The sequence below is a fragment of the Streptomyces sp. NBC_00285 genome (assembly GCF_036174265.1).
In the GTDB taxonomy this organism is placed as follows: domain Bacteria; phylum Actinomycetota; class Actinomycetes; order Streptomycetales; family Streptomycetaceae; genus Streptomyces.
On record NZ_CP108055.1, the window covers coordinates 4,369,464 to 4,391,035 of the forward strand.

A 21,572-nucleotide genomic window follows, 5' to 3' on the forward strand; every position below is an offset into this window, starting at 1 on the left:
TCGCCAGTGTTACGTCACACCTTGGCGTAGCTGAGCTGCGGCTTCGTCTCCGCGGCAGCGGCGGTCTGCTCCTGGGGGGCCGTACGGCGAAGGTATACGGCCCAGGTCACCCCGAAGCAGAGGGCGTAGTAGACGAGGAAGGTGACGAAGGCGCCGGTGCCGGAGCCGTTGCTGAGGAAGGACTGGCGGAAGGCCAGGTTGATGCCCACTCCGCCGAGCGCGCCGACCGCGCCGATGAGTCCCATGGAGGCGCCGGAGAGACGGCGGCCGTAGGCGGCGGCCTCGTCGCCCTCCAGTCCCTTGGCGAGCGCCTTGGTCTGGAAGATGCCGGGGATCATCTTGAAGGTCGACCCGTTGCCGAGCCCGCTGAGGACGAACAGCACCACGAAGACGCAGACGAACAGCGGCAGCGACTTCTCCATGCTGGCGATGACCAGGACACCGGTGGCGACGGCCATGCCGACGTAGTTGTAGAGGGTGATCTTCGCGCCGCCGTACTTGTCGGCGAGCCAGCCGCCCAGGGGCCGGATCAGCGAGCCGAGCAGCGGGCCGATGAAGGTGAGGTACGCGGCCTGCAGCGGCGTACGCCCGAACTGGACCTGGAGGACCTGGCCGAAGGCGAAGGCGAAGCCGATGAACGACCCGAACGTCCCGATGTAGAGGAACGACATGATCCAGGTGTGGGCGTCCTTCACGGCGTCCTTGGCGGCGCCGGTGTCGTTCTTCACGGACGAGAGGTTGTCCATGTAGAGGGCGGCGAGGACGGCGGCGACCAGGATCAGCGGGACGTAGATGCCGAGCAGCACGCGCGGGCCGCCGCTGGCGCCGATGACGGCGAGGGCGATGAGCTGGATCACGGGCACGCCGATGTTGCCGCCACCCGCGTTGAGGCCGAGCGCCCAGCCCTTCTTCTTCAGCGGGAAGAAGGCGTTGATGTTGGTCATGGAGGAGGCGAAGTTGCCGCCGCCGATGCCGGCCAGCAGGCCGATCCACAGGAAGGTGTCGAAGGACGTCCCCGGCTTCATCACCGCGAAGGCGGCGATCGTCGGGACCAGCAGGAGGCTGGCCGAGATGATCGTCCAGTTCCGCCCGCCGAAGATCGCGACGGCGAAGGTGTAGGGCACGCGGGCGACGGCGCCGACCAGCGTCACCATCGACGTCAGCAGGAACTTGTCGGCGGGGGTCAGGCCGTACTCCGGGCCCATGAAGAGCACCAGCACGGACCACATGGTCCAGATCGAGAAACCGATGTGCTCGGAGAGGACGGAGAAGAGGAGGTTCCGGCGGGCGACCTTCTCGCCGGTCTCCTTCCAGAAGGTCTCGTTCTCCGGATCCCACTGCTCGATCCAGCGGCCGCCCCTGCTCTGGGGTGCGGGGGCTGTACTAGGGGCTGTCATGACGCCTCCACGGTGCGACGGGGCTCAGGTCCTGCTTTGAGTGGCTGATCCCGAAGGTAGGGAGGACGCGTTTCCTGCCTGTGCCACCGGGTGACCGGAAGGGAACTTTGCTCTCACCCCGGGGCGGGGCGGGATGAGAGGTCCTGAGCACTTTGTGTTACGAACAGCTCCGGTGCGGGGGCCGGGGCGTGAGAGCTGATCCGCGTCACGTCCCTGAGCGTGTGGTCACTCCCCCGGGCCCGCGCCGTACAACTCTCCCATGTCCACGAGCAGCCCCCGCCCGGCACCCGCCGCGTCCACGAGATCGGGAGCGGCCCCCTTTCGTGCGTAGACAGCCAGGACCGCGCCCCCGGCATCCCAGCCCTGGGTGCACAGCAGATCCCTGATGTGCTCGAGTCGACGCAGGTCGGCGACGGTTCGGGGCTTGTTCGTCGCTTTGGCCTCGCCGAGGAGGGTGATACGTGCGCTCTTGTCACGCGGGCGGGAGGCACGGCTGAGCGCGACGACGTCGATCTCGTGACCACGGTGTTCCCGGCAGGCCACCGTCGCCGTACCGACCTGCCCGATGTCGTCGAGGCCGCGTTCCCGCCCGTACCGGAGGGTCCACTGGCGGGCCAGGTCCTCGAAGTGCGGCCCGAGGACCTTGGAGGAGAAGGTCTCCCTCGACCGCTCCCAGGCGGCCCGCCCCTCCCGCATCTCGAAGTCGACGAGGTTCGGGCGCACGATCAGGTCGTGGAAGCGCACGATCGGGTCGGCCACGGTGATGACGGGTTTGCGCTGGAGCAGCAGGTCCTGGTCGTACCGGATGAAGGCGGCGGCCTTCATGATGTTGAGGTGGTAGGTCAGCGACTTGGCGTCCATACCGACGAGCCCGCCGATCTGGGTGGGGGTGGCCGCTCCGGATGCCACGGCTTCCCAGATGGCGTGACAGGTGGCGCGATCGCTTATCCGTGGATCCTCCGCCAGGAGATATTCCGGCTCGGTGAAGAGGATGTGCGAGGGATTGAAGACGCTGCGGCTGAGCCAGGTGTAGAACCCTTCGTCGCCCGGGTCGGGAGCGTTCCCCACCACGTCGCGGTATCCGGGCGCCCCGCCGAGAACGGCGTCCACGAGGAAGGCCGTCTCGGGATCGGCCGTTCCCCAGTACTCGGCCGCGTCCCGGAACCCGAAGGGGCCGATGCGCATGTCGATCACGGCGCGACCGCGGAGAGCCTGGTCTCCGGCGAGCAGCGTGGACATGGTCGAGATGGCGGAACCGCAGAGGATGATCCGCAGGGGCGGCTTCCCGGACGACGGGCCGCGCTGGTCGTACAGGGCCTGGAGGACGGAGGGCAGCTCCGGCGAGTGGGCGACGAGGTAGGGGAACTCGTCGAGGACGAGGAGAGGGACAGCGGTCTGCGTGTCCCTGCGGCTCGTCAGCACGTCGGCGGCCGCATCCATGGCCTCCACCCACGAGGTGAACCGCCCCGTCCTGACCCCGGTACCCCGGGCCAGGCTTTCGGAGAAGCGGTCGAGCGCCATGGCCCGGCTCTGCTGGAGGGCCAGGGTGTAGACACCGTCGACGGACCGGCACAGGTGCTCCAGCAGGAAGGACTTGCCGTGCCGCCGACGCCCTCGTACGACACCGATACGCAGGCCGGACGCCTGCTCGGTACAGAACCGGGCGAGCTCGTCCCACTCGTGGGTCCGGCCGAAGACGTCGGCCGGCTTGGGGATGGTCATGGGGCGGCCTCCTGGATGACGGTCCGCTCGCTACGCGCTTCTACGGTTAGCCTGATTCAATTTAGCCTGACTGAAACAAGGCTAACAGCAGCATGTCAGGCACGTACGACCGTCACGGCCGGAAGGCCGCTCACTCCACCGCCCAGCGCTTCTCACCGCACCGGCCACCCCCGCCCACCTCGAACCACAGCAGCTTCCCCGCGCCACGGTCGAGGAGCCCGTCCCCCAGTGACCAGCCACCCCACGAGTCGGCGAACTCCTGCACGAGGAACAGTCCACGCCCTCCGATGTCACCCACCGGGGAGAGTGGAAGACGACCGTCGGGAGGCTCGGCGAAGGGAGCGGGGATATAGGGGTGGGCATCCCACACCCCGACCCGCAACCGTCCCTCCCCGAGCGCCGTCAGCCGCAGGGACGCGGGGCCCTTGGCGTGCCGGTAGGCGTTGGTGACGAGTTCCGACGTCAACAGCTCGACGGTATCGAGGACTTCGGCCATGCCATGGCTGTTCAGCGCGGCCCGCACGGTCATACGTGCGACACGTGCGGCTCTCGGGTCATGCGGCAGGCGAAGGGCGTACACCCAGGTGTCGGGCAGGGCTACGGTGACCATCGGATACCTCCGGCGGAAGAGAAAGGGAGCTTCGACGACTACTCGCTCAACGACCGCGCCGGCGGTGGCTTTGCCCGGATGGGTGCGCTTCCGGCTTATGGGCGGGGAGTTGGGCGACAAGAAGTACAGTAGAGGCCTACGGGAGATACATCTCCCGAATCCAGGAGATACTCACCGGATTACTTCGTGTGGGTTACACGACCACCGTGTCGCCGCCCGAGAGGAGGCGCTTTGCCGCCCACCAGCAACCCCACGCTGCGCCAGCGCCGACTGGGGGCCGAACTGCGCAAACTCCGCGAGCAGGCCGGGTTCACCACGACCGGAGCCGCCTCACTGTTCGGCGTCAACCAAGGGCGCATCAGCATGATCGAGACCGGCCGCAGCGCTCTGAGCGCCGACCTAGTCCGCGCCATGGCGTCCACCTATGCCTGCTCCGACGAGGCCCTGATCGACGCCCTGGCCGACATGACAGGGCGGCGGACTCCCGACTGGTGGGAGACGTACCGCGATCACCTACCGGCGGCGCTGGTCGACCTGGCCGAACTGGAGCACCATGCAACGGGGTTGCGGGTGGCCCTCGTGATTCACATCCCCGCACTGCTGCAGACCACCGACCATGCCCGAGCCCTCTTCCGGGCAGTTGTGCCACCCATGCGGCAGTACGAGATCGAGCACCGCCTCACCCACCGTATGAAGCGGCAGGGCATCCTGCACCGGGAAGATCCGCCGCTGTACTCGGCCTTCATCCACGAGACGGCCCTGCGTATGGGCTTCGGCGGTCCCGGCGTCGTACGCGGCCAGCTCAAGCACCTGCTGGACATGAGCGAACTGGCCCATCTCACAGTCCGAGTGATCCCCTTCGGCACGGAGTTCTTCCCGAGCACAGGCCAGTCCTTCGACTACGTCGAGGGGGCCGTCCCCCAACTCGCCACGGTCCAGCTGGACACACACCACGGGGGCTGCGGCTTCCTCGACACGGAGGCATGGTTGAGCAAGTACCGTGCCGTGCTTGACCACATGGAGACCTGCGCCCTCGACACCACCGAGTCGCGGGACTTCATCCATCGCCTCACTCAGGACACGTGAAAGGGCCGTACCGTGCAGATCCTCCACTGGCAGAAGTCCAGCTACAGCGGCGACAGCTCGAACTGCCTTGAGATAGCCGAGACCCCTGCCTTCATCCACATCCGCGACTCAAAGATCGCAGTAGGCCCTCAACTCGCCTTCCAGCCATCCGTCTGGCGGCTCTTCATTTTCCATGCGACAGCAGACAGACGGCCCCACCAGCCGGCAGCAGGACAACCAAGCCTGGGCGCCTGATACGCGTTTCCTGCGGTCAGACACATCCGAGCCAATCTCTCCGAACACGCAGTCTAGGCGGCGGCGTCAAACCCCGAGGAGACGAGTGAGCTTAATCTCTACAAACCCCGCCCCTTCAAGCCCGTCCTGAGGAAGAAGTCGACATTCTTCCGCGTTCAGCTGTTCCTCGCGAGAAATACTGAGGGAATCGTCGTCGTAAACGACACGGATCTCTTCATTCCTACAGAAGTCAGGAACGCCCCACAGGGCAGGGTTCCATGATTCCACCCTCCCTATGATCGGCCACTTCTCGCGAATAAGCCCAAGATCACCGAACCTGCAGATTTTGATCGCGGAATTCGGTTCAAGCGAACCTTGCGATGGAAGTTCAGGGGCCTCCAAACGCGGGCCGAAGAAGTATCCAAGCACAATACCCTTGCCGTCTGCCCTGGCCACCACACCCAACGCGTATCCATGATCGCGAAGAGGCACTGTGAAGATATCCCCCGGGGAGTATGGCAACTTTCGAGTCACGCCTAACCACCTTGCCCTGGATACCATTTGGCAAAGAATCGACCAGCGGCATCCATGTACTTGTTGTAGTTCCGATTCCTCACGCTGACTCCGGCTGTCCTTCTCACGCCGGGCAACGTAGGACGTCCACTCTGAATCCACACGATTTGTTCCAAACCGCGCTGCTCTCGGTAGACATCGGTGCGATATTCGACTTGGAAGCTGTAGTCGGCGGTGTCTTCCCCTCGAGCATGCTCGCGTTCCCGTCGCTCCAAATCGTTTGTTCGCCCAGTTCTGACAACATTGCCGTCCACATCCCGGAGTGTATAGATCCCACCCTTGGCATTCGGATCACCAGAACAGTTACTGTTGTGAACGAGTACCGACGTCTCACCCGCCAGCACATAGTACGTGTGCAGGTCTTCGACGGTCAGGTTGTAGGTACGGGCGTGCTTGGAGAACGCGCGGTTTGCGGTGACCGTGACCGTTGAGCCGTCGAGGGTGCGTAGGGTCGTGCCGGGTGTGAGGTCGCGTGCTTCAAGCCACTGGCCGGCCTCGGGGACCCAGAACGGGTGCTCATAGGTAGCGGTGAGCTTGCGTTCGCCCTCCGGGGTCTTGATCGTGAGTTCGTTGAAGTGCTTGTCGTCCTCGGTGATGATCAGCCGGGTCACCTTGCGTGGACCGGATTCGCCGGTCTCGGGATCCGTGGCCAGCACCTTGTCGCCGACCCGAATCTCCTCGATGTTCTTCGAGGACTTGTCGGACAGCAGTACCTTCGTGCCGCCAAGGAAGCACTGGTTGCACTTGCTCTTCGGCCCTCGTTTGCCACCGAACGCGATGCTTCCGAGCCCTGGCCCTTCGCCGCCGTCCATGGCCGCGCTGACCCCCGTGGCCATGGAGGCGGACATTCCCCAACTCAGCCCGCCCGGGCACGCCCTGCCCACCGCGAGGCAGGCAGCTCCCTTCGCATTGTTGACATTCGAGGCGTTGATCGGGGCAGAAAGGTCCGTGCATTCGTTACGCCCGTACAGGGAGCACAGATCGTCGAGCTGCGCATAGAAGGCGTCTATGTACTGATGAGCCTTACTCCACTTGGTCGGAACCTTGACAGTGGGGAAGATCGAGATGTACCCGTCACCGTCGTAGTCGAGTTGGCCGTTTCCCTCGTCTTTCCAAGTGCTCGGCGGAGGCTTGCTAGGGTCGTCCCGCACACAGCCGCCGACCTTGGTGCAAGGCGCAGTTCCGCCGGAATCGCCGTTCAGCATCAAACCGGTCGGGTCGCTCTTGCTGACAGGGCTGTTGTTCGAGTACGCGTACCCGTTCATCTGAAGCGGGTCCGCCAGGTCGATGACCGGGTCCGCGGAGAGGAAGTGGCCCGAAGCCTGGTCGTACTCGCGGGCCCCGATATGCGTCAGGCCGGTTGTCGTGTCGTCAATTCCGACGCCCAGGTAGCTCCGCTTGTTGGGCCAAGTCGACGGCTTCGCGCCGCGGACATCGCCGTAGGGCTTGAAGTCGCGGCGGGTGACCGCTTGGCCGCTGGACAGGTCGACCGAGGTGTTCGCCGTGCCGAGGTGATCGGAGATCAGGACGGTCAGTTTGTGACCCGTCGTGGCGCCGTTGGTCGTGGAGCGGACGACCGTGGGTGCGCCGGCCTGTGCGTAGGAGCGTGAGGCCTTGGTGATGGTGCCGGTCGCATTCGTCGTCAGCTCCGTCTCGCCCAGGTACAGGGTCGAGCCGGACGACGAGTTCTCCAGCAGGCGGTTGCCGGCGGCGTCGTAGATGTACGTCGTCTTGTTGCCGCCGGCGGTGATCGAGTCGAGCTTGTTCTCCGGCGACCAGAGGAGGTTCTGGGTGGCGCCGGACAGGGCCCGGACAGTGGTGTTGCCCGTCGCCTCGTACGTGTAGGAGCTGCCCCGTCCCGACGGGTTCGAGCTGACCGTCGTCATGGTGTGTGGCTGTGTCCGGTACGCCGGAGTGGTCGGCGTGGCATCGATCGTCTTGCCATAGCCGTAGGTGAACGTGACGTTCTTCGTCGCGTCCGCCGGGTCGTGCTCGGTCATGGCGGCGCGGTTGCCGAGCCAGTCGAAGGTGAACGACTGGCGGTAGGCGGTGGCGCCCGTGGAGACGGTCGTGGTGTCCGGAGCGGCGGCGGAAAGCGTCGACTTCAGCGCAGAGTCCGGAGTTGCGGCATCCGTCGATTCATCGGGGGCATCGGTGACCGGGCCCGAGGACGTCGCGTAGTCGGTGCGGTGGCCCCAGGTGGTCCCGCTCGCCGCCTTGCAGCCCGTTCCATCGCCGGCCGGGGCGACCTTGGACGTCCAGGCATGGACCAGTTCGCCCAGGACGTCGTAGGTGAAGCACTGGGTGTCCCAGACCTTGTCCGCCGGGTCACCGAGCTGGCGGGAGTTGGAGGTGATCGTGCCGGAGGCGTCGTAGGAGTAGTAGTTGTCCGCGATGCGGTGTGGGCCGGCGGTCTCGCGGTCCGTGACCGTGCGCTGGAGCTGACCGTTGAACGGGTTGACGAAGTTCGTCGTCCAGACGCGGTAGGGCTGGGATCCGGAGACGGCGCGCAGTACCTCGCCGTAGGGCGAGTAGGCGGCGTCGGCGGTGTACCAGGTCTGGCCCGAGGTGGATTCCGGCAGACCGTCGCCGCTGTAGCGGGTGACGACCTTCTCCCGTGCCAGTCCGCCTGCGGCGGGCAGGGTGACGGACAGCGGCTTGCCTGTCGGCGTGTACGTGTACGAGTACGCGTAAGTGCCTGACAGCCCCGTCGTCATCGAGTTGGCCGGGATGACCGTCTCGCTGCCGGTGACGTGGTACTCGGCGTCGTAGCCCGTGACACGACTGACGTAGTCACCGGTGTCGGTGTGCCGCTTGGAGGAGAGCGGCTGGCCGATGCCGCCGGGCGCGTCGTCGTAGGTGTACTCCTTGACCGGCGTGGCGGTCGTGGAACCCTGCCGCACCTTCAGTACGCGCCCCAGGACGTCGTACTCGGTGTAGGTGTGCTGGTCGAGCGCGCTCGCAACGTGGTTGGGGCGGTCGGCCGAGTCGTACCAGGTGTCCGTCTTGCCGGTGTCGGGGTCGGTTGCGGATGTCACCCTGCCTCGGGCGTCGTAGGTGTACGTCCATGCGTTGCCCGCCGGATCGGTGACCTTGGAGCGGTTGCCCCTCGCGTCGTACTCGTAGGTGGTCAGGCGGCCCGCGTCGGAGTCCTTCTGGGTGTAGTGCTTCAGCATGGTGACCCGGCCGAGGGCGTCGTAGGACGTCCAGGTTTTCGGCCGGGTCGAGCCCGGAGGGTCCACGAACGTGCTGGACAGGCCGTAGGACGTGTAGGTCGCGTCCTTGTAGTCGTCGCCCTGGTAGGCAGTCGCCCGGACCTCGCGTTCCAGGCCGTCGTAGCGGTACTCGGTCCATGAGGGGAACAGCCACTTCGACTTCGGGGCGAACAGAGCCGTGTCCGGTTCTCCCTTCGCCAGATAGCCCCCCGTCTTCTCGTGGACGAGGCCGTGGTCGTCGTACTTGGTGTCCACGATGATGCGGCCGGGGCCATGGGCCTCCGCCTGCTGCTGGACCTCGCGCCCCAGACCGTCGTAGAGGGTGATGCCCGTGGCGTAGGAACCGTCGTCCTTCAGGGTTTTGACGGTCACCGCCGCCGGACGGTTCTCCGCGCTCGTGGCGATCGCGGCCTGGTAGGCGATCTGCACGCTCGGCGACTGTCCCGCGCCCGAGCGGGACGAGGACCAACCCTTCACCAGACGGCCGAGAGCGTCGTACTCGGTGCGTGTGACACGGCCGTTGGGATCGGTGACCGACAGGGGGAGACCGCGCCCGGGGTCATAGGCCGTGATGGTCTCGTAGCCCTTGGCGTCGAGGGATTTCACCTCGGTGACCGGACCGCCCTCGTCGGCCGGGGTGTACCTGGTCTCCGTCGTGCCCTGGCCGGGAGACGTGACGGTTCGGACCCTGCCCAGCGGGTCGTAGGTGGTCGTGACGACGAAGGAGTACGCCGTGCCGGCACCGTCGATCTCGGCCTTCGAGGTGACCATGCCTCTGGTCGGCGTCGCGCCGTAGGAAAGACCGTCGTACGTGAACCGCGCGGCCGACCTGAGTTTGGTGGCAGGGTCCGCAGAGTCGTGCGCCGCGCATGAAGTGCCCGTGCTGCGCTGCTCCTTCGGCAGACCGATCAGCCACGCGGTGGTGTTGTGGAGGTACGACGTCTTCGTGCACGTCTGGTCGGAGAGGGTCTCGGCGGTGCCGTCGGGCTTGACGACGGCCGTCTCGACCTGGGTGGGCAGGCCATAGGTGTCGTCGACCGTGGTGAGCGTGCGCACGGCGCGCCATCCCGAGTCCTGGGTCTGGATCTCGTCCGTTCGTCTGACGCCGGTGCGGTGGGCGAGCAGCGGGTCGGCGGCGGTTCCGTCCTCGTTCTCGCGGGCTCGGGAAGCCGTCTGCGCGGACCACGGGTAGTCGAGCGTGCGCTTGAGGACCTTGCCGTCGGAGTCCCGGTAGGTGATGGTCTCCGCGGTCATGCCGGCGTACTGCGGAGCGTCGTCCGCAACGAGTGTGTAGGTGCCGGTGGAGTCCTTCACCTCACCACCGACGCCCAGGAGATAGCGGGTCACTGAGAGAGACTGGGACTGCGCCTCTCCGACCTCGGACGTGACCGTCTCGCCCTCGACGACCTTCACCTGTCGGTAGCCACGCCAGTCGCTGTAGGTGCGCAGTGCGGGACGGGTGAACTCGTCGTCGTTCTTGGCCCAAGCGGCGCCGGAGTACTCGTACTTCGTGGTGACCGGCTTGCTCCGGGAGGTGACCTTGTCCGTCTCCGTCACCGAATCGACGACGTACTTGTTGAACCACGCCTTGGCAGGGGTCTTCTCGTCACCGTCGGGTGACCAACGCACCGGGAAGCAGGTGCCGTTGCTCCTTCCCTTGTCCTCGGCGGGCTCGGTGGCACAGCCCCCCGTGTACTCGACCTGGACGTCCCCGCCGTTCTCCGTGGAGACGGTTCCGATGCGAGGGCGGGTGAAGCCGGGACGCTGGTCGTTCTTGCCCGTCAGTACCAGGTTGGGCAGTTGGCGGTCCTGGAGACGGCCGTGGAGAGGTGAGGAGGAGCCGACCGTGTACTGCGCGAAACTCACCCCGTAGTTGGACTGGACGGTGCCGGTCGTGTCTCCGGGCGCGTAACCGGTGCGGGTGATGGAGTTGAGCCACAGACCGGGGGCGGTGTCGTACCAGTCCTCGGGGAAGGACTGGCGGAGCGTGTACTTGTCGACCGGGCCCAGGCTGGTCTGCCCCGCGCGAGCCGCCTTCGTCGTGACCGTGTCCAGACGCCACTGCGTCCAGAACGACGGGAACGCCGGGCACAGCTTGGACGTGGACTTGCAGTTGAGGTTGCCGGGAGTGTCCCACCAGGGGCGATAGGCGCCCGGGTCGTCGGTCTTGGCGAAGTTGGTCTCGGTGCAGGCCGTGTCCGACTTGAGGCAGCGCTGCTTGACACCGAAGTCCACGGTCGCCGACGGCTTGGTCAGACCGTCGGGGCGCATGCCGTACTCGATGGACGCCGGGTACGCGTAACGGTCGTATTGCTCGGGCGACTTGAACTTCTCACGGACGGCGTAGTAGTTGGTCTCCTGCTTCCAGTTGACGATCATCGTGTTGCCGTTGACGTCGACGACCTTGTCCATGCCCCAGCGCCAGGCCTGCTGCTTGCCTGCCCCACAGCGGGAGTCGGCGAAGGCCGTGGCGTGGCACGGCTCACCCGAGTGGTTACCGAAGACCGGAACGGTGGAGACGGAGTTGGTGGTCGCGTGGCCTCCACCCACCGTGTTCTGGCCGTAGTAGTACTGGGTGCCGTCTGTGGTGGTGACGACCCAGTACTCACCGTTGTTGTCGTCGTTGGTACCGCCCACGCGGTGTTCGACCCGGGTGCCGTCGTCCTGCTGGGGACGGTAGATCTCGGTGTCCTTGTCGGGGTCGCTGCCGGATGCCGCGTCCCGGACCAGTTCCGTGGTCTTGCCGCCCAGCGACATCACCGCGTTGTACGACACCCAGCACAGGTCGGAGGTCTTGTCCTTCTTGGCTGTGTTGTTGGGAGTTCCGGCCTTGAGAGGCTTGCGGTCGTCCTGGCAGGCGCGGTAGCGGCGCTCGATGTAGCCAGGGTCGTACGACCAGCCCTCGCCGATCCAGGATGCCTGGGGCGAGGAGACGGACGTACGGCCGTCCACGCTCTGCGAGCTGTAGTTGAAGGAGATCGCGGGAGTCGGCCCCGCGGGCGGGTTCGGCACCGTGAGCGGGTACGACCAGCTGAACGCGCCCGATGATCCACCCGCGGTCCACTTGCCGTCGGAGGTGAGCGGTGTCGCCTTGAAGGTGCCGCCGCCACCGGAGCCGGAGTCGACCGCGCCGACGACTGCTGTGCCACTTCCCGCGGTGGCGACCGGTGTTGCCCGGTGGTAAGCCGCTTGGACGACACCGGAGTTCGAGGGCTTTACGGAGTTCGCCGAGGCAGGGGTCACCGTGCCGTCGGCTGCGGGGTCGACCGTGGCCGTGAGCGATGCCGACGCAGTGTCGTTCGTGGTCTCCAGTTCCTCGTACGCCTGGCATGCCTCGTCGTCCGGCGCCGTCAGGTAGCAGTCGGGGAACTGCACGAAGCGCAGCCGGGATGCCCAGTCAGCGCCGTAGAGGTTCTCGAACTTGGCGTAGTCCAGCTTCACGGAGATCGGGACCGCCCCGCCAGCGGGGGCCTCCACAACGATGACGGCGCCGTCGACGCCCTGGGCCGTCGGATCGGTGCGCTGCGGGATCGTCACCTGCCATGTGCCTGTCGGCACCGGCTGGTCGGCCGCCTGACCGAGGCTCACCGGCAGGCTGCCGGCAGGTGTCAGCGCCGCCTGTTCCGCTTCCCGTCCGGCGGTGCGGCCCGAGGCCGCTGTGATGGACGAACCGAAAAAAACTGGCTGCGTCCCGGCGGGAGTGGTCGTCGTGTTGGCCGGCGCTTCGAGTCGGTCCTTGGGGACCTTGGCCCGCAATGTCGAGCGGTCCAGGCTGAATTTTTCGCCTGGGATCGACTCTTCCTTCTCGAGCTGTTCCAAGGTCAGAGTCTCCCGGCCGACCTCTGCCTGCGCCGGATCCGGGGGGAGCGCCATCGCCTGTGCGGGAAGCAGTCCGACCAGCAGCACCGCGGCCGTTACCGGGACGACTGCGTGTGCAAGACGGCGCCTGCGAGCATGCGAAAGTCCATCGAACACGACAAGGTCCCCCCGGACCACTTGAAGCGGGACCGATGAAGGACCACGCGTGACGACTTACCTGAGAGCACAGATTCTGTGATCACTCTGTGAAAAAACACCAGATGCGACGGACCGATGTGATGATCGTCACCGTGTGTAACACATCATTACGCTGCGAATACCCTTCAAAGCGGGATTTCGCTTTACGTGGGATTGACTTCCCCTTTATCGACCATTGAGGAAATTCAAGAACCTTGCGACATAAGGCATGCCGATGCAGACTATTTGCCCTGGTTCACATCGCTTTGCGAGCGGGTGCCCAGGATCGCTCGACGCTCCTTCCAGAGCAGCGCGCCCGCGCAAGGGAGGAAGCCCCGAAGATCTGCACAGGGTGACGACAGTTCCCCCATAGGTCATCATCGGCTGGCCACACGAGGGGGAAGGGGAACCCGCCCGATGACGCACAACCGGCGCCGCCTGCCCGGCCGTCGGGCCGGAGCGGCACTGCTCGCCGCCGCGGTCACCACGACCGGCATCGTCTACGTCGGCTTCCGGCTGTCCGACGACGTCCACGACGACAGGGCCCGCGGCCGAAGCAGTCCGACGGTCACCGAATCCGTCGCGCTCGCGCGGGCTGCGAGGACGGGGAAGTCCGTCGAGGTGACCGCGGCTCGCACCGCCCGTTCCACCACATGGGCCCGGCCCGACGGCCAGATGGCGAAGCAGCTGTACTCCTCCCCGATCCGGGCCAAGGTGGACGGCGAGTGGAAGGGGATCGACCCCAACCTGCACCGCACCGCGCAGGGTTGGGAGCCGAAGGCCACCAACACCCGGATGGTGTTCTCCGCAGGGTCGGAGGAACGTGACGAAGAGCGCTCTTCACGCTCGACCGCGCACCGCGTCTCCCTGGTGAGCTCTGCAGCCGCCGACACCGGAACTCCCCTGGCCACCCTGTATGTCGGCGACAATGGTGACCACACCATCCAGCTGACCTGGCCGGGCTCCATACCGACGCCGATCGTCGACGGCAATCGCATCCTGTACCCGGAGATCTTCCCGGGCGGCGACCTGGTGCTGACGGCGGACGACGACGGCTTCGGCCAGACCCTCGTGGTGAAGAACCGGCAGGCCGCGTCCGACCCGCATGTCCGGCAGATGACCTACGGTCTGCATTCCAGCGATCTCTCGTTCCGTCTGGATCCGCTGTCAGGAATGGTCAGCGCGGTGAATCTGTCCAACGACGAGGTCGCCGTGTCTCCGACCCCGCTGATGTGGGACAGCAGTGGCACCCCGGCCGTCACCGACGGGCAGGTCGGCGCCACCGCTCAGCCCACCGAGGCGGAGTCCCCGGATCCGACGGGCTCCCCGACGGACACGCTCTCGGACACTCCCAGCCCGTCGGAGGAGGAAGTCGAGTCCGACGAGCAGAGCGACACAGACACCGAGGTCCTCCCCTCCGCCAGCGATGGTCCGGAACCGACCGTTTCGGAGGCCCCGCTCCCCTCAGCCCCCGGCGAGCCGACCCCGGCGCCACCCCAGACGGGCTCCTCCGCGAGCCTGAGCCTGCCCTCCCTGGACGGGCCGTCGCCCAACTCGCGCGGTGAACTGGTGAAAGCCGATCTGTCCACGGGGCAATGGACCCTCACGCCCGATCAGGACTTCCTCAGCGACCCGGCAACGACCTACCCGGTCTTCATCGACCCGTCCGTCAAGAAGCACACCCAGGGCTGGACCACCGCCTACGATCGCCATCCCAAGGCCACGTTCTACAACGGCAGGGGCTTCAACAAAGGCGGCACGCACGAGGCTCGGGTCGGCTTCGAGTCCGACACCTGGGGTACGTCACGGTCGTTCTTCAACATCGCCTTCGACAAGGACCTCAAGGGCACCAAGATCGACACCGCCAAGCTGCGCCTGCTGGAGACATACTCCTGGTCCTGCCAGGCACGCTCGATGAGCGTGCACCTCACGAGCGAGGTCAACTCACACACCAACTGGGACAACGCGCCCGAACTGCATGACGGAAACAAGCTCACCACCAAGAGCTTCGCGCACGGTTACAAGTCCGGCTGCCGCGACGCCTACGAGACCTTCGACGTGAGGAAGGGCGCCCAGAAGCGAGCCGACACGGGCGCGGACATGATCACCTTCGGATTGCGTGCCCGGGACGAGGACTCCCAGTACGCATGGAAGAAGTTCATCGCCGACGGCGACCAGGGCGCACCGGTGCTGGAACTCGTCTACAACCGCAAGCCCTCAATCGTCTCGGACTCCCTCGACCTCGGCCCCGACGGCAAGTGCACCACCACGAAGCCGTACGTCCGCATGGGCTCCGCAGATCTGACCTTCACGGCCAAGGCCACGGACAAGGACAAGAACCTCGACCGCTTCGACTTCGACCTGTGGGAGACGGGGAAGTGGGACACCACGGGCGATCTGCTGAAGTCGACCGGCAGGATCGACCTAGCCGCTAATACAGGCACAGCCCTGGGTACCACCGACGGGTTCGCCACCAGCAAGCTCAAGAGTGGCGCCACGTACTCCTGGCGGGTGCAGGTCTTCGACGACGCGGGCTCCACCTCTGGTTGGTATCCGAAAACGCCCTGCCGCTTCGTCCTCGACACCACCGCACCACGTCCCCCTGTGGTGACGTCCACCGACTTCCCCAACGCCGACGGCAGCCAGAACGGCTTCGGCAGCGGTGGGGAGGACACCAAGTGGTCCGTGACGAAGTTCGGTACCGCCGGTACCTTCGCCGTGCGGGCCCTGAACACGGACGTCGTGCGCTACGAGTACGGCTACAACTCCCCCAGCTACACCGGCAGTGTGCCCCGACTCAACGGCACGGCTACGACTGTCTGGGCGAGCATCGGCAACGCCAAGCCGCCCTCCGCCGGACCCAACGTGCTCTATGTCCGCACGGTGGACGGCGCCGGTAACGTGTCCGAGCCGACCAAGTACTTCTTCTACGTCACCCCACGCGACCAGGCCGACAAACCCGGCGACTTCACCGGCGACCAGCTGCCCGACATGATGGTCGTCACCAAGGACGGCAACCTCGGGTTGTACCCCTCCCAGTCCCTGCCGACCGACCTGACCAAGGGCACCGGCGATCTGGACTACTCGATGCCGGGCGCCTATCGCGCGAACCCCGAGAAGGACCCCAACGGCAACGACGGCCTGCCGCCGTTCATGGCCGCCGCGAACGGGCACTTCACCGGCGCCCTGATCACCCACAACGGCGACATCTACGGCGGTGACGGTCTCCAGGACCTCGTCGTGCGGGTCGGCGGCAGACTGTGGGTCTACCCCGGAGACGGCTATGGCGCCGTCAACACCGACAGGCGGCAGGAGATCCTGCTCCCCGCGGGCGCTCCCAGCCCCTCCGCCCTCACCCAGATCGTCGCCGCGGGCGACATCACCGGGGACGGCCGTACCGACTTCCTGGCCACCGTCGGCGACGCGTTGTGGGCACTGACCGGCTACCACGGGGCGACGGTCGACCAGGCCGTCCTCCTGTCGGCCACCTCCTGGGCCAGTCGCGATCTGGTGACCGTCATGGATGTCAGCGGCGACGGCACCGCCGACATGATCTACCGCACCGACGCTTCCGGACGTCTCCTACTCCGCAAGGGCATCGCCGCGAGCGGCGGCGGGACCGACCTCAACTCCCTTACCTCCGCAGCCAATTCCTCCGGCGGTACGGACACCGAGTACGGCGCCTCCGGCTGGTTCAGCTCCGACGTCCCGCTGCTGATGGGGACACCGGACGCCAACAGCGACGGCATCCCCGACATCTGGGCGGTTCGCGCCAACGGTTCTGTGCGGTTCCACGTGGGCAGCAAGACCGCTCTTTCGGGTTCCGGCACGGAGATCATCGGACCGTCGAGCTACTGGCAGACCCGCATCGCCATCGGGTGACAGGGAGGGGGACGTAGGCCCGGGGCGACCCGCGTGTGCGCCCCGCCGACCACCACGACGCTGGCCACAACAACGACGCCGGCCGTACCGAACGGACATCGCTCGGTACGGCCGGCGTCATGGTGACAGGGCCGGGGCCTACTTCAGGTAGCCGCCCTTGAAGCCGCCCTGGTCGGCCCAGATGCGCTCGCGGGCGTCCCAGCTGAAGCCCGCCCACTTGCCCTGCCAGATCGTCTCGGCGGTGGCGTTGTTCGCCGGGTCGGAGGAGATCCACTCCTTGACCGGGCTGTTGGAGAACTCGGCGAACGGCACGTAGTTACGGTGCGAGGCCCAGCCGTTGTAGGCCTTGACGACGCGGGACGAGGTCGTCCGGTAGTTGATGCCGATCTTCACCGTCGTGACCTTCACGCCGAAGATGGTGTCGGAGACGCTGTACCAGGCGCTCCGGTCGTAGTACCGGGCGCTCGGGTCGGAGAGCTCCTCGTCGGTGGTCGGGGGCGTCTCGGTCTCCTCCACACCGAGGGTCGCCTCCAGCACGACGTCGCCGTCCGCGGCTTCCTTGCGCAGCTCGGTGGTGTAGTTCTCCTCGTCGATGGACTCGACGTCGGAGACGTCCGAGAGGAAGTCGCCGAGCTCCTGGCCGCGCTGCGGGTCGTTGAGGAGCGTGACGAACTGCTCCTGCTCGCCCTCGGACAGCTCCTGGTACTGGTCCAGAGTCTCCTGGGCGTCCCCGTCACCCAGCTCCACCTGCTCCACGAGGTAGGACTCGTAGGCCTCGGGAGTGGTGCCGGTGTCGTCCGCGGACGCCGTGGTCGGCATGGCCACCATGCTCAGCGCCGCCGCCGTGACGACGGCCATTCCGACGAGTCTCTTACGGTTTGCCTTCACGGTATTACGCATATCTACTGCCTCCGTTACGTGGATGAGCAACACGAATTGCACAGAGCAGCAGGAAAATAGATTTCCACGCCCCCCTACAAGCGGTTTTCGCCTTTCCTCCCCCGGCGTCCCCGCTCATGCATGATCCTTCCATGACAAGCGGTGCCGAGAAAGCCCTTTCCGGCTTATTTGAGCTTCAATTGAGCTTTGTTTTCCGGGCATGAAAAAGCCCTGCACGGCACAGTGCCGTGCAGGGCGTTCCCAGGGAATTCGATGGCCGACCGGAATCAGAACCGGACGACGAAGTTGTTCACCGTCCCGGTGTCGCCGGTGGCCACGTCGTCGACGCGGAGCTTCCACCAGCCGTTGACCGGCAGATCGGTCGCGTCGATCGTGTAGACCTTCTTGAGCGTGCCGCCGGCCTGCTCGCCGTTGTCCTTCAGCAGGTGCATGGAGCCGTCGGGCGCGATCAGGTCGATCTTGAGGTCACCCAGGTACTGGTGCTCGACGTGCACGTACACCTGGAGCTTGGCGGAGCCGACGCCGGACAGGCCTGAGGTCTTGGTCCAGATCTCCGTGTAGTCCTTGTCCGGGATGGCCTTCACGGTCTGGTTCTCGTACGACGGGAACCCGAGCGACCAGCCCTTGAGGTCACCGGTGGACCCGGTGGCGGAGTCGGTCACCTTCAGCGTCCAGGTGCCGTTCGCGACGGCGTCGGTGGCGTCCACACCGTAGGTGGTCTGGAGGGTGCCGCCGGCCTCGGAGCCGTAGGGCTTGAGGGTGTACGACTTGCCGTCCGGGCTGGTCAGGACGAGCCGCAGGTCGCCGATCCTGGTGTGGGTGATGTTCGCGTAGACCTGGAGCGGACCAGCCGCTCTGCCGTCGACGCTGGTCACATCGATGGTGGAGGAGACGGTGCCGGAGTCCGGGATGGCCTTGGCCGTGGTGCTCTCGAACGGCGTCGGGAAGATCAGCGACCAGGTGGTCAGCGTGCCGGCGTCCCCGTCGTCGGTGTCGCTCATCCGCAGCTTCCACTCGCCGTTGGCGGGCGAGGCGGAGGCGTCGACGGTGAACTCCGCGACGATGTCGTCCGCTCCGTCGGTGGCGCTCGCGGCCTTGAGCAGGTAGGTCGAGCCGGCCGGGGAGAGCAGCTCCAGCTTGATGTCGCCCCGGTAGGCGTGGGTGATGTTGACGAACGCCTTGAGGTTCTTCGGCGCGTTGCCCGGGTATTCGGCGACGGTCAACGGGGAGGTGACCGGGGTGCCGGTACCGCCGGTCGGCGCGTCCGGGATGGCGATGTCCTTGTCGTTGTCGACCTGGAAGGCGCGGGGCTTCTTGTCCGCCTCGGGCTTCGGATCGACCGCGGCGACCGCCTTGCCCACGTCGATACGGGGAACGGTCACCCCCGCCTCGTCGGTGATGGGCGAGCCGGTGGTGGCGAGCAGCGACACCAGGCTGGCGAGGCCCTCGGTGGGATACGCCTGCCTGAGCACGGCGAGCGCTCCGGTGACGTGCGGGGTGGCCATGGAGGTGCCGCTCAGGGAGTCGTAACCGCCGCCGGGAACCGAGGAGATGATGCCGTTGCCGGGGGCGAAGACGTCGAGCAGCGGGCCGTGGTTGGAGAAGGAGGCGATCTCGTCGTCGTCGGTGGTCGCGCCGACGGAGATGGCGTTGGGCACGCAGGCGGGGGCGTTGACCGCGGTGGCCAGGCCGTTGTTGCCGGCCGCGACGACGGTGGCGACGCCCGCGTCGAAGAGCTTGTCGATGGCGGCCTTACGGGCGTCCTTGGTGCAGGCGCTGGTGTAACTCGCCGAGCCCAGGCTGAGGTTGGCGGCGACGATCGGGGTGCCGCCCTGCTTGAGCTGCCACACCTTCTCCAGTGCCGCGATCTGGGCGCTGGTGAAGCTGCGCACGCAGGGGGTGGCGGCGGCGGTCCCGCAGTACTTGGCGGAGTCGAACTTGGAGAAGACCTGGATGGCGACGATGTCGGCGTCGGGTGCGACCCCGGTGGCCGGGGCGCCGGTGAGGCCGGTGCCGTCACCTGCGGCGATGCCGGCGACATGGGTGCCGTGTTCGCAGCCTTCCATGGTGGCGCAGACTCCGGCGGCGGAGTTGGCGGCGCCGGTGCCCTCCTGGGTGGCGGCACCGTTGCCGCACAGGCTGGTGGCACCGTAGGCGGCGTCGATGGGCGAGAAGCAGGCCTCGGCGACGACCCGGCCGCCCAGGAACGGGTGGTTGGTCGCGACGCCGGTGTCGATGACCGCGATCGCGCTTCCCTTGCCGGTCTTGCCCGCCTTGATGGCGTGGTCGGCGCCGATGACCGGGATGCTCTCGTCGAGCGTGGGCTCGGCCAGGGTGTCCTCGGTGACGCTCACGACCCCGTCCTGCCCGGCGAGTTCGTCCAGTCCGGACCTGTCGACCCGCAGGGTGACGATCGGCAGGGTCTCGTACGTCTGCACGGTCTCGCCGACACTCGCGGCGCCGGAGAGGTCGTCACGGTTCTCGGTGACGACGATGACCCGGACGGTGCCACCGCCGGCAGTCCGGTCGTACAGCGGTGGATCGATCGGGTCGTCCTCCGCCGGGGCCGCCACGGCACTTCCCGCCGCCACGGCACTTCCCGCGGAAACGGTCGAACCGGCCGACACGGTCGACACGGCCGCGTGGGCCGGAATCGCGCCGAGTGTCACGGCCATCACCGTGGTGGCGACCGTCGTCCATATTCGTCTCTTCATGTCACTCTCGAAAGGTAAACGGGCATGACTGAGCCCGCATGCGTGTGAATGGAGAATCAGAACAGGGAAAGCGCGCCACGCGCGAAATCAATCAACCGCATTCAGGTCTGCCCACCCCCCGTGCAAGCGGTTTCCGCCATTTCCCCCGGCGACCCCGCGCAGCATGATCCTTCCACGGCGGACACGCCATGAGCGAGCATTCTTCACGTATTTGAGCTGCAATTGAGGGTCGCGCGGCAACATGCCCGAAAAGGTCGAGAACCCGGGGGTTGCGCCTTCACGTCATCCAGCCTTATCGTTCCTCGATAACATCGAAAAACGATAGGGGGGCGACATGTCCGGAGACCGGAAGCTGCTCGAACCGATGGCCACGGTCGTGTCCGTAGTCCTGCGCGTGCTGGTGGCCCTCCTGACGGCAGGGCTCGTCCTCAGAGTCGTACGCGGCAGCTGGACGGACACCGTCATCTGCGTCACCGACTGGTCGACCACCGTCTCGGGAGTCGCCACCGGCATCGTCGCCGAGCGCGGCGCGCAGGTCGACGCGGTGCCCCGCTACTGCGCCGAGTCACCCGACGCGCATCTGGTCCTGTTGCACCAACTCGGCACCCTGCCCTCGACGTTGCTGCTGATCAGCGGTCTCTTCCTGCTGGACCGGCTGCTGCGGGGAGCCGCACGGGACGGTGTCCACACCGAACGGACCGCGTCCCGGCTGCGGCTGCTCGGCTGGTGGCTGCTCGTCGGAAGCCTGGTGGCCGCGATCACCGAGGCGAACGCCGGGGCGGCGCTGCTCGCGGCACTGTCCAGGACCTCGGACTTCACGGCCGGGGCCTGGCTGGAGCTGTGGACACCGCCCTATCTGGCCGTGCTGACCGGTCTCGGCCTGCTTGTCTTCGCGCGGATCACCCGCGTGGGCACGGCCCTGCGCGAGGACCTCGAAGGGGTCGTCTGATGGCCGCCGACGAGCACGAGGGCCACCACATCGAGGTCCACCTCGACAGGCTTCTCAGCGAGCGCGGCATGACCGTCACCGAACTCGCGAGCCGCGTCGGCGTGACCAACGTCAACCTGTCCGTGCTCAAGAACGGCCGCGCGAAGGCCATCCGGTTCACGACCCTCACCCGGATCTGCGAAGTACTGCGGTGCCAGCCGGGAGACCTGCTCAGCCACCGCCCCGAACAGCCCTCCGACCGGACGTCCGACCCGGCGCCCGGCAACCAGACATAGGAGTACACATGTTCAGCACCATGGACACGGGAATGAAGAT

Annotated in this window: 12 protein-coding genes; 5 read left to right on the forward strand and 7 right to left on the reverse strand. The window is 66.6% G+C overall.

Annotation, left to right across the window (positions count from 1 at the left end):
- Positions 1 to 14: 14 nt before the first annotated feature.
- The 3 genes from OHT57_RS20220 to OHT57_RS20230 all read right to left on the reverse strand — a co-directional run bounded on the left by OHT57_RS20220 (position 15) and on the right by OHT57_RS20230 (position 3,729).
- Entirely contained in the window at positions 15 to 1,397 is a 1,383-nt protein-coding gene (locus tag OHT57_RS20220; RefSeq protein ID WP_328747862.1) for a nitrate/nitrite transporter, read from the reverse strand.
- 225 nt (positions 1,398 to 1,622) lie between these two features.
- Positions 1,623 to 3,119 carry an ATP-binding protein gene (locus OHT57_RS20225; RefSeq protein ID WP_328747863.1) on the reverse strand — a complete coding sequence of 499 codons (1,497 nt, stop codon included), beginning with the start codon at positions 3,117 to 3,119 and terminating at the stop codon, positions 1,623 to 1,625.
- A 130-nt stretch (positions 3,120 to 3,249) separates the two neighbouring features.
- Positions 3,250 to 3,729, reverse strand: coding sequence for an ATP-binding protein (locus OHT57_RS20230; protein WP_328747864.1), 480 nt, complete (start codon positions 3,727 to 3,729; stop codon positions 3,250 to 3,252).
- A gap of 231 nt (positions 3,730 to 3,960) precedes the next feature.
- Between OHT57_RS20230 and OHT57_RS20235 the strand changes: the two genes are divergently transcribed.
- Both OHT57_RS20235 and OHT57_RS20240 read left to right on the forward strand, forming a co-directional pair.
- On the forward strand, positions 3,961 to 4,815 hold the full coding sequence (locus tag OHT57_RS20235; RefSeq protein WP_328747865.1) for a helix-turn-helix domain-containing protein: 855 nt from the start codon (positions 3,961 to 3,963) through the stop codon (positions 4,813 to 4,815).
- A gap of 12 nt (positions 4,816 to 4,827) precedes the next feature.
- Positions 4,828 to 5,049, forward strand: coding sequence for a DUF397 domain-containing protein (locus tag OHT57_RS20240; RefSeq protein WP_328747866.1), 222 nt, complete (start codon positions 4,828 to 4,830; stop codon positions 5,047 to 5,049).
- Between the two features lie 66 nt (positions 5,050 to 5,115).
- Here OHT57_RS20240 and OHT57_RS20245 read toward each other — a convergent pair whose 3' ends face one another.
- Positions 5,116 to 5,562: an immunity 26/phosphotriesterase HocA family protein gene (locus OHT57_RS20245; protein WP_328747867.1), complete on the reverse strand. Its 447-nt coding sequence runs from the start codon at positions 5,560 to 5,562 to the stop codon at positions 5,116 to 5,118.
- A 2-nt stretch (positions 5,563 to 5,564) separates the two neighbouring features.
- The gene (locus OHT57_RS20250; protein WP_328753257.1) at positions 5,565 to 12,689 is read right to left on the reverse strand and encodes a polymorphic toxin-type HINT domain-containing protein; all 7,125 of its coding nucleotides are present in this window, start codon (positions 12,687 to 12,689) and stop codon (positions 5,565 to 5,567) included.
- Between the two features lie 540 nt (positions 12,690 to 13,229).
- Between OHT57_RS20250 and OHT57_RS20255 the strand changes: the two genes are divergently transcribed.
- Complete coding sequence (locus tag OHT57_RS20255; protein WP_328747868.1) at positions 13,230 to 16,694, forward strand: DNRLRE domain-containing protein; 3,465 nt, start codon at positions 13,230 to 13,232, stop codon at positions 16,692 to 16,694.
- 138 nt (positions 16,695 to 16,832) lie between these two features.
- On the opposite strand, the gene OHT57_RS20260 is transcribed toward OHT57_RS20255, so the two are convergent.
- A complete protein-coding gene (locus tag OHT57_RS20260) occupies positions 16,833 to 17,552 on the reverse strand; it encodes a hypothetical protein (protein ID WP_328747869.1) in 720 nt (239 codons plus the stop codon).
- Positions 17,553 to 17,860: 308 nt separating this feature from the next.
- Positions 17,861 to 20,308 carry a proprotein convertase P-domain-containing protein gene (locus tag OHT57_RS20265; protein WP_328747870.1) on the reverse strand — a complete coding sequence of 816 codons (2,448 nt, stop codon included), beginning with the start codon at positions 20,306 to 20,308 and terminating at the stop codon, positions 17,861 to 17,863.
- A gap of 334 nt (positions 20,309 to 20,642) precedes the next feature.
- Here OHT57_RS20265 and OHT57_RS20270 point away from each other — a divergent pair, with 334 nt between their 5' ends.
- Together OHT57_RS20270 and OHT57_RS20275 are read left to right on the forward strand one after the other, a co-directional pair.
- On the forward strand, positions 20,643 to 21,257 hold the full coding sequence (locus OHT57_RS20270) for a DUF2975 domain-containing protein (RefSeq protein WP_328747871.1): 615 nt from the start codon (positions 20,643 to 20,645) through the stop codon (positions 21,255 to 21,257).
- Entirely contained in the window at positions 21,257 to 21,532 is a 276-nt protein-coding gene (locus tag OHT57_RS20275) for a helix-turn-helix domain-containing protein (protein ID WP_328747872.1), read from the forward strand. The genes OHT57_RS20270 and OHT57_RS20275 overlap by 1 nt, the downstream gene beginning before the upstream one ends.
- The last annotated feature ends 40 nt before the right edge of the window (positions 21,533 to 21,572 follow it).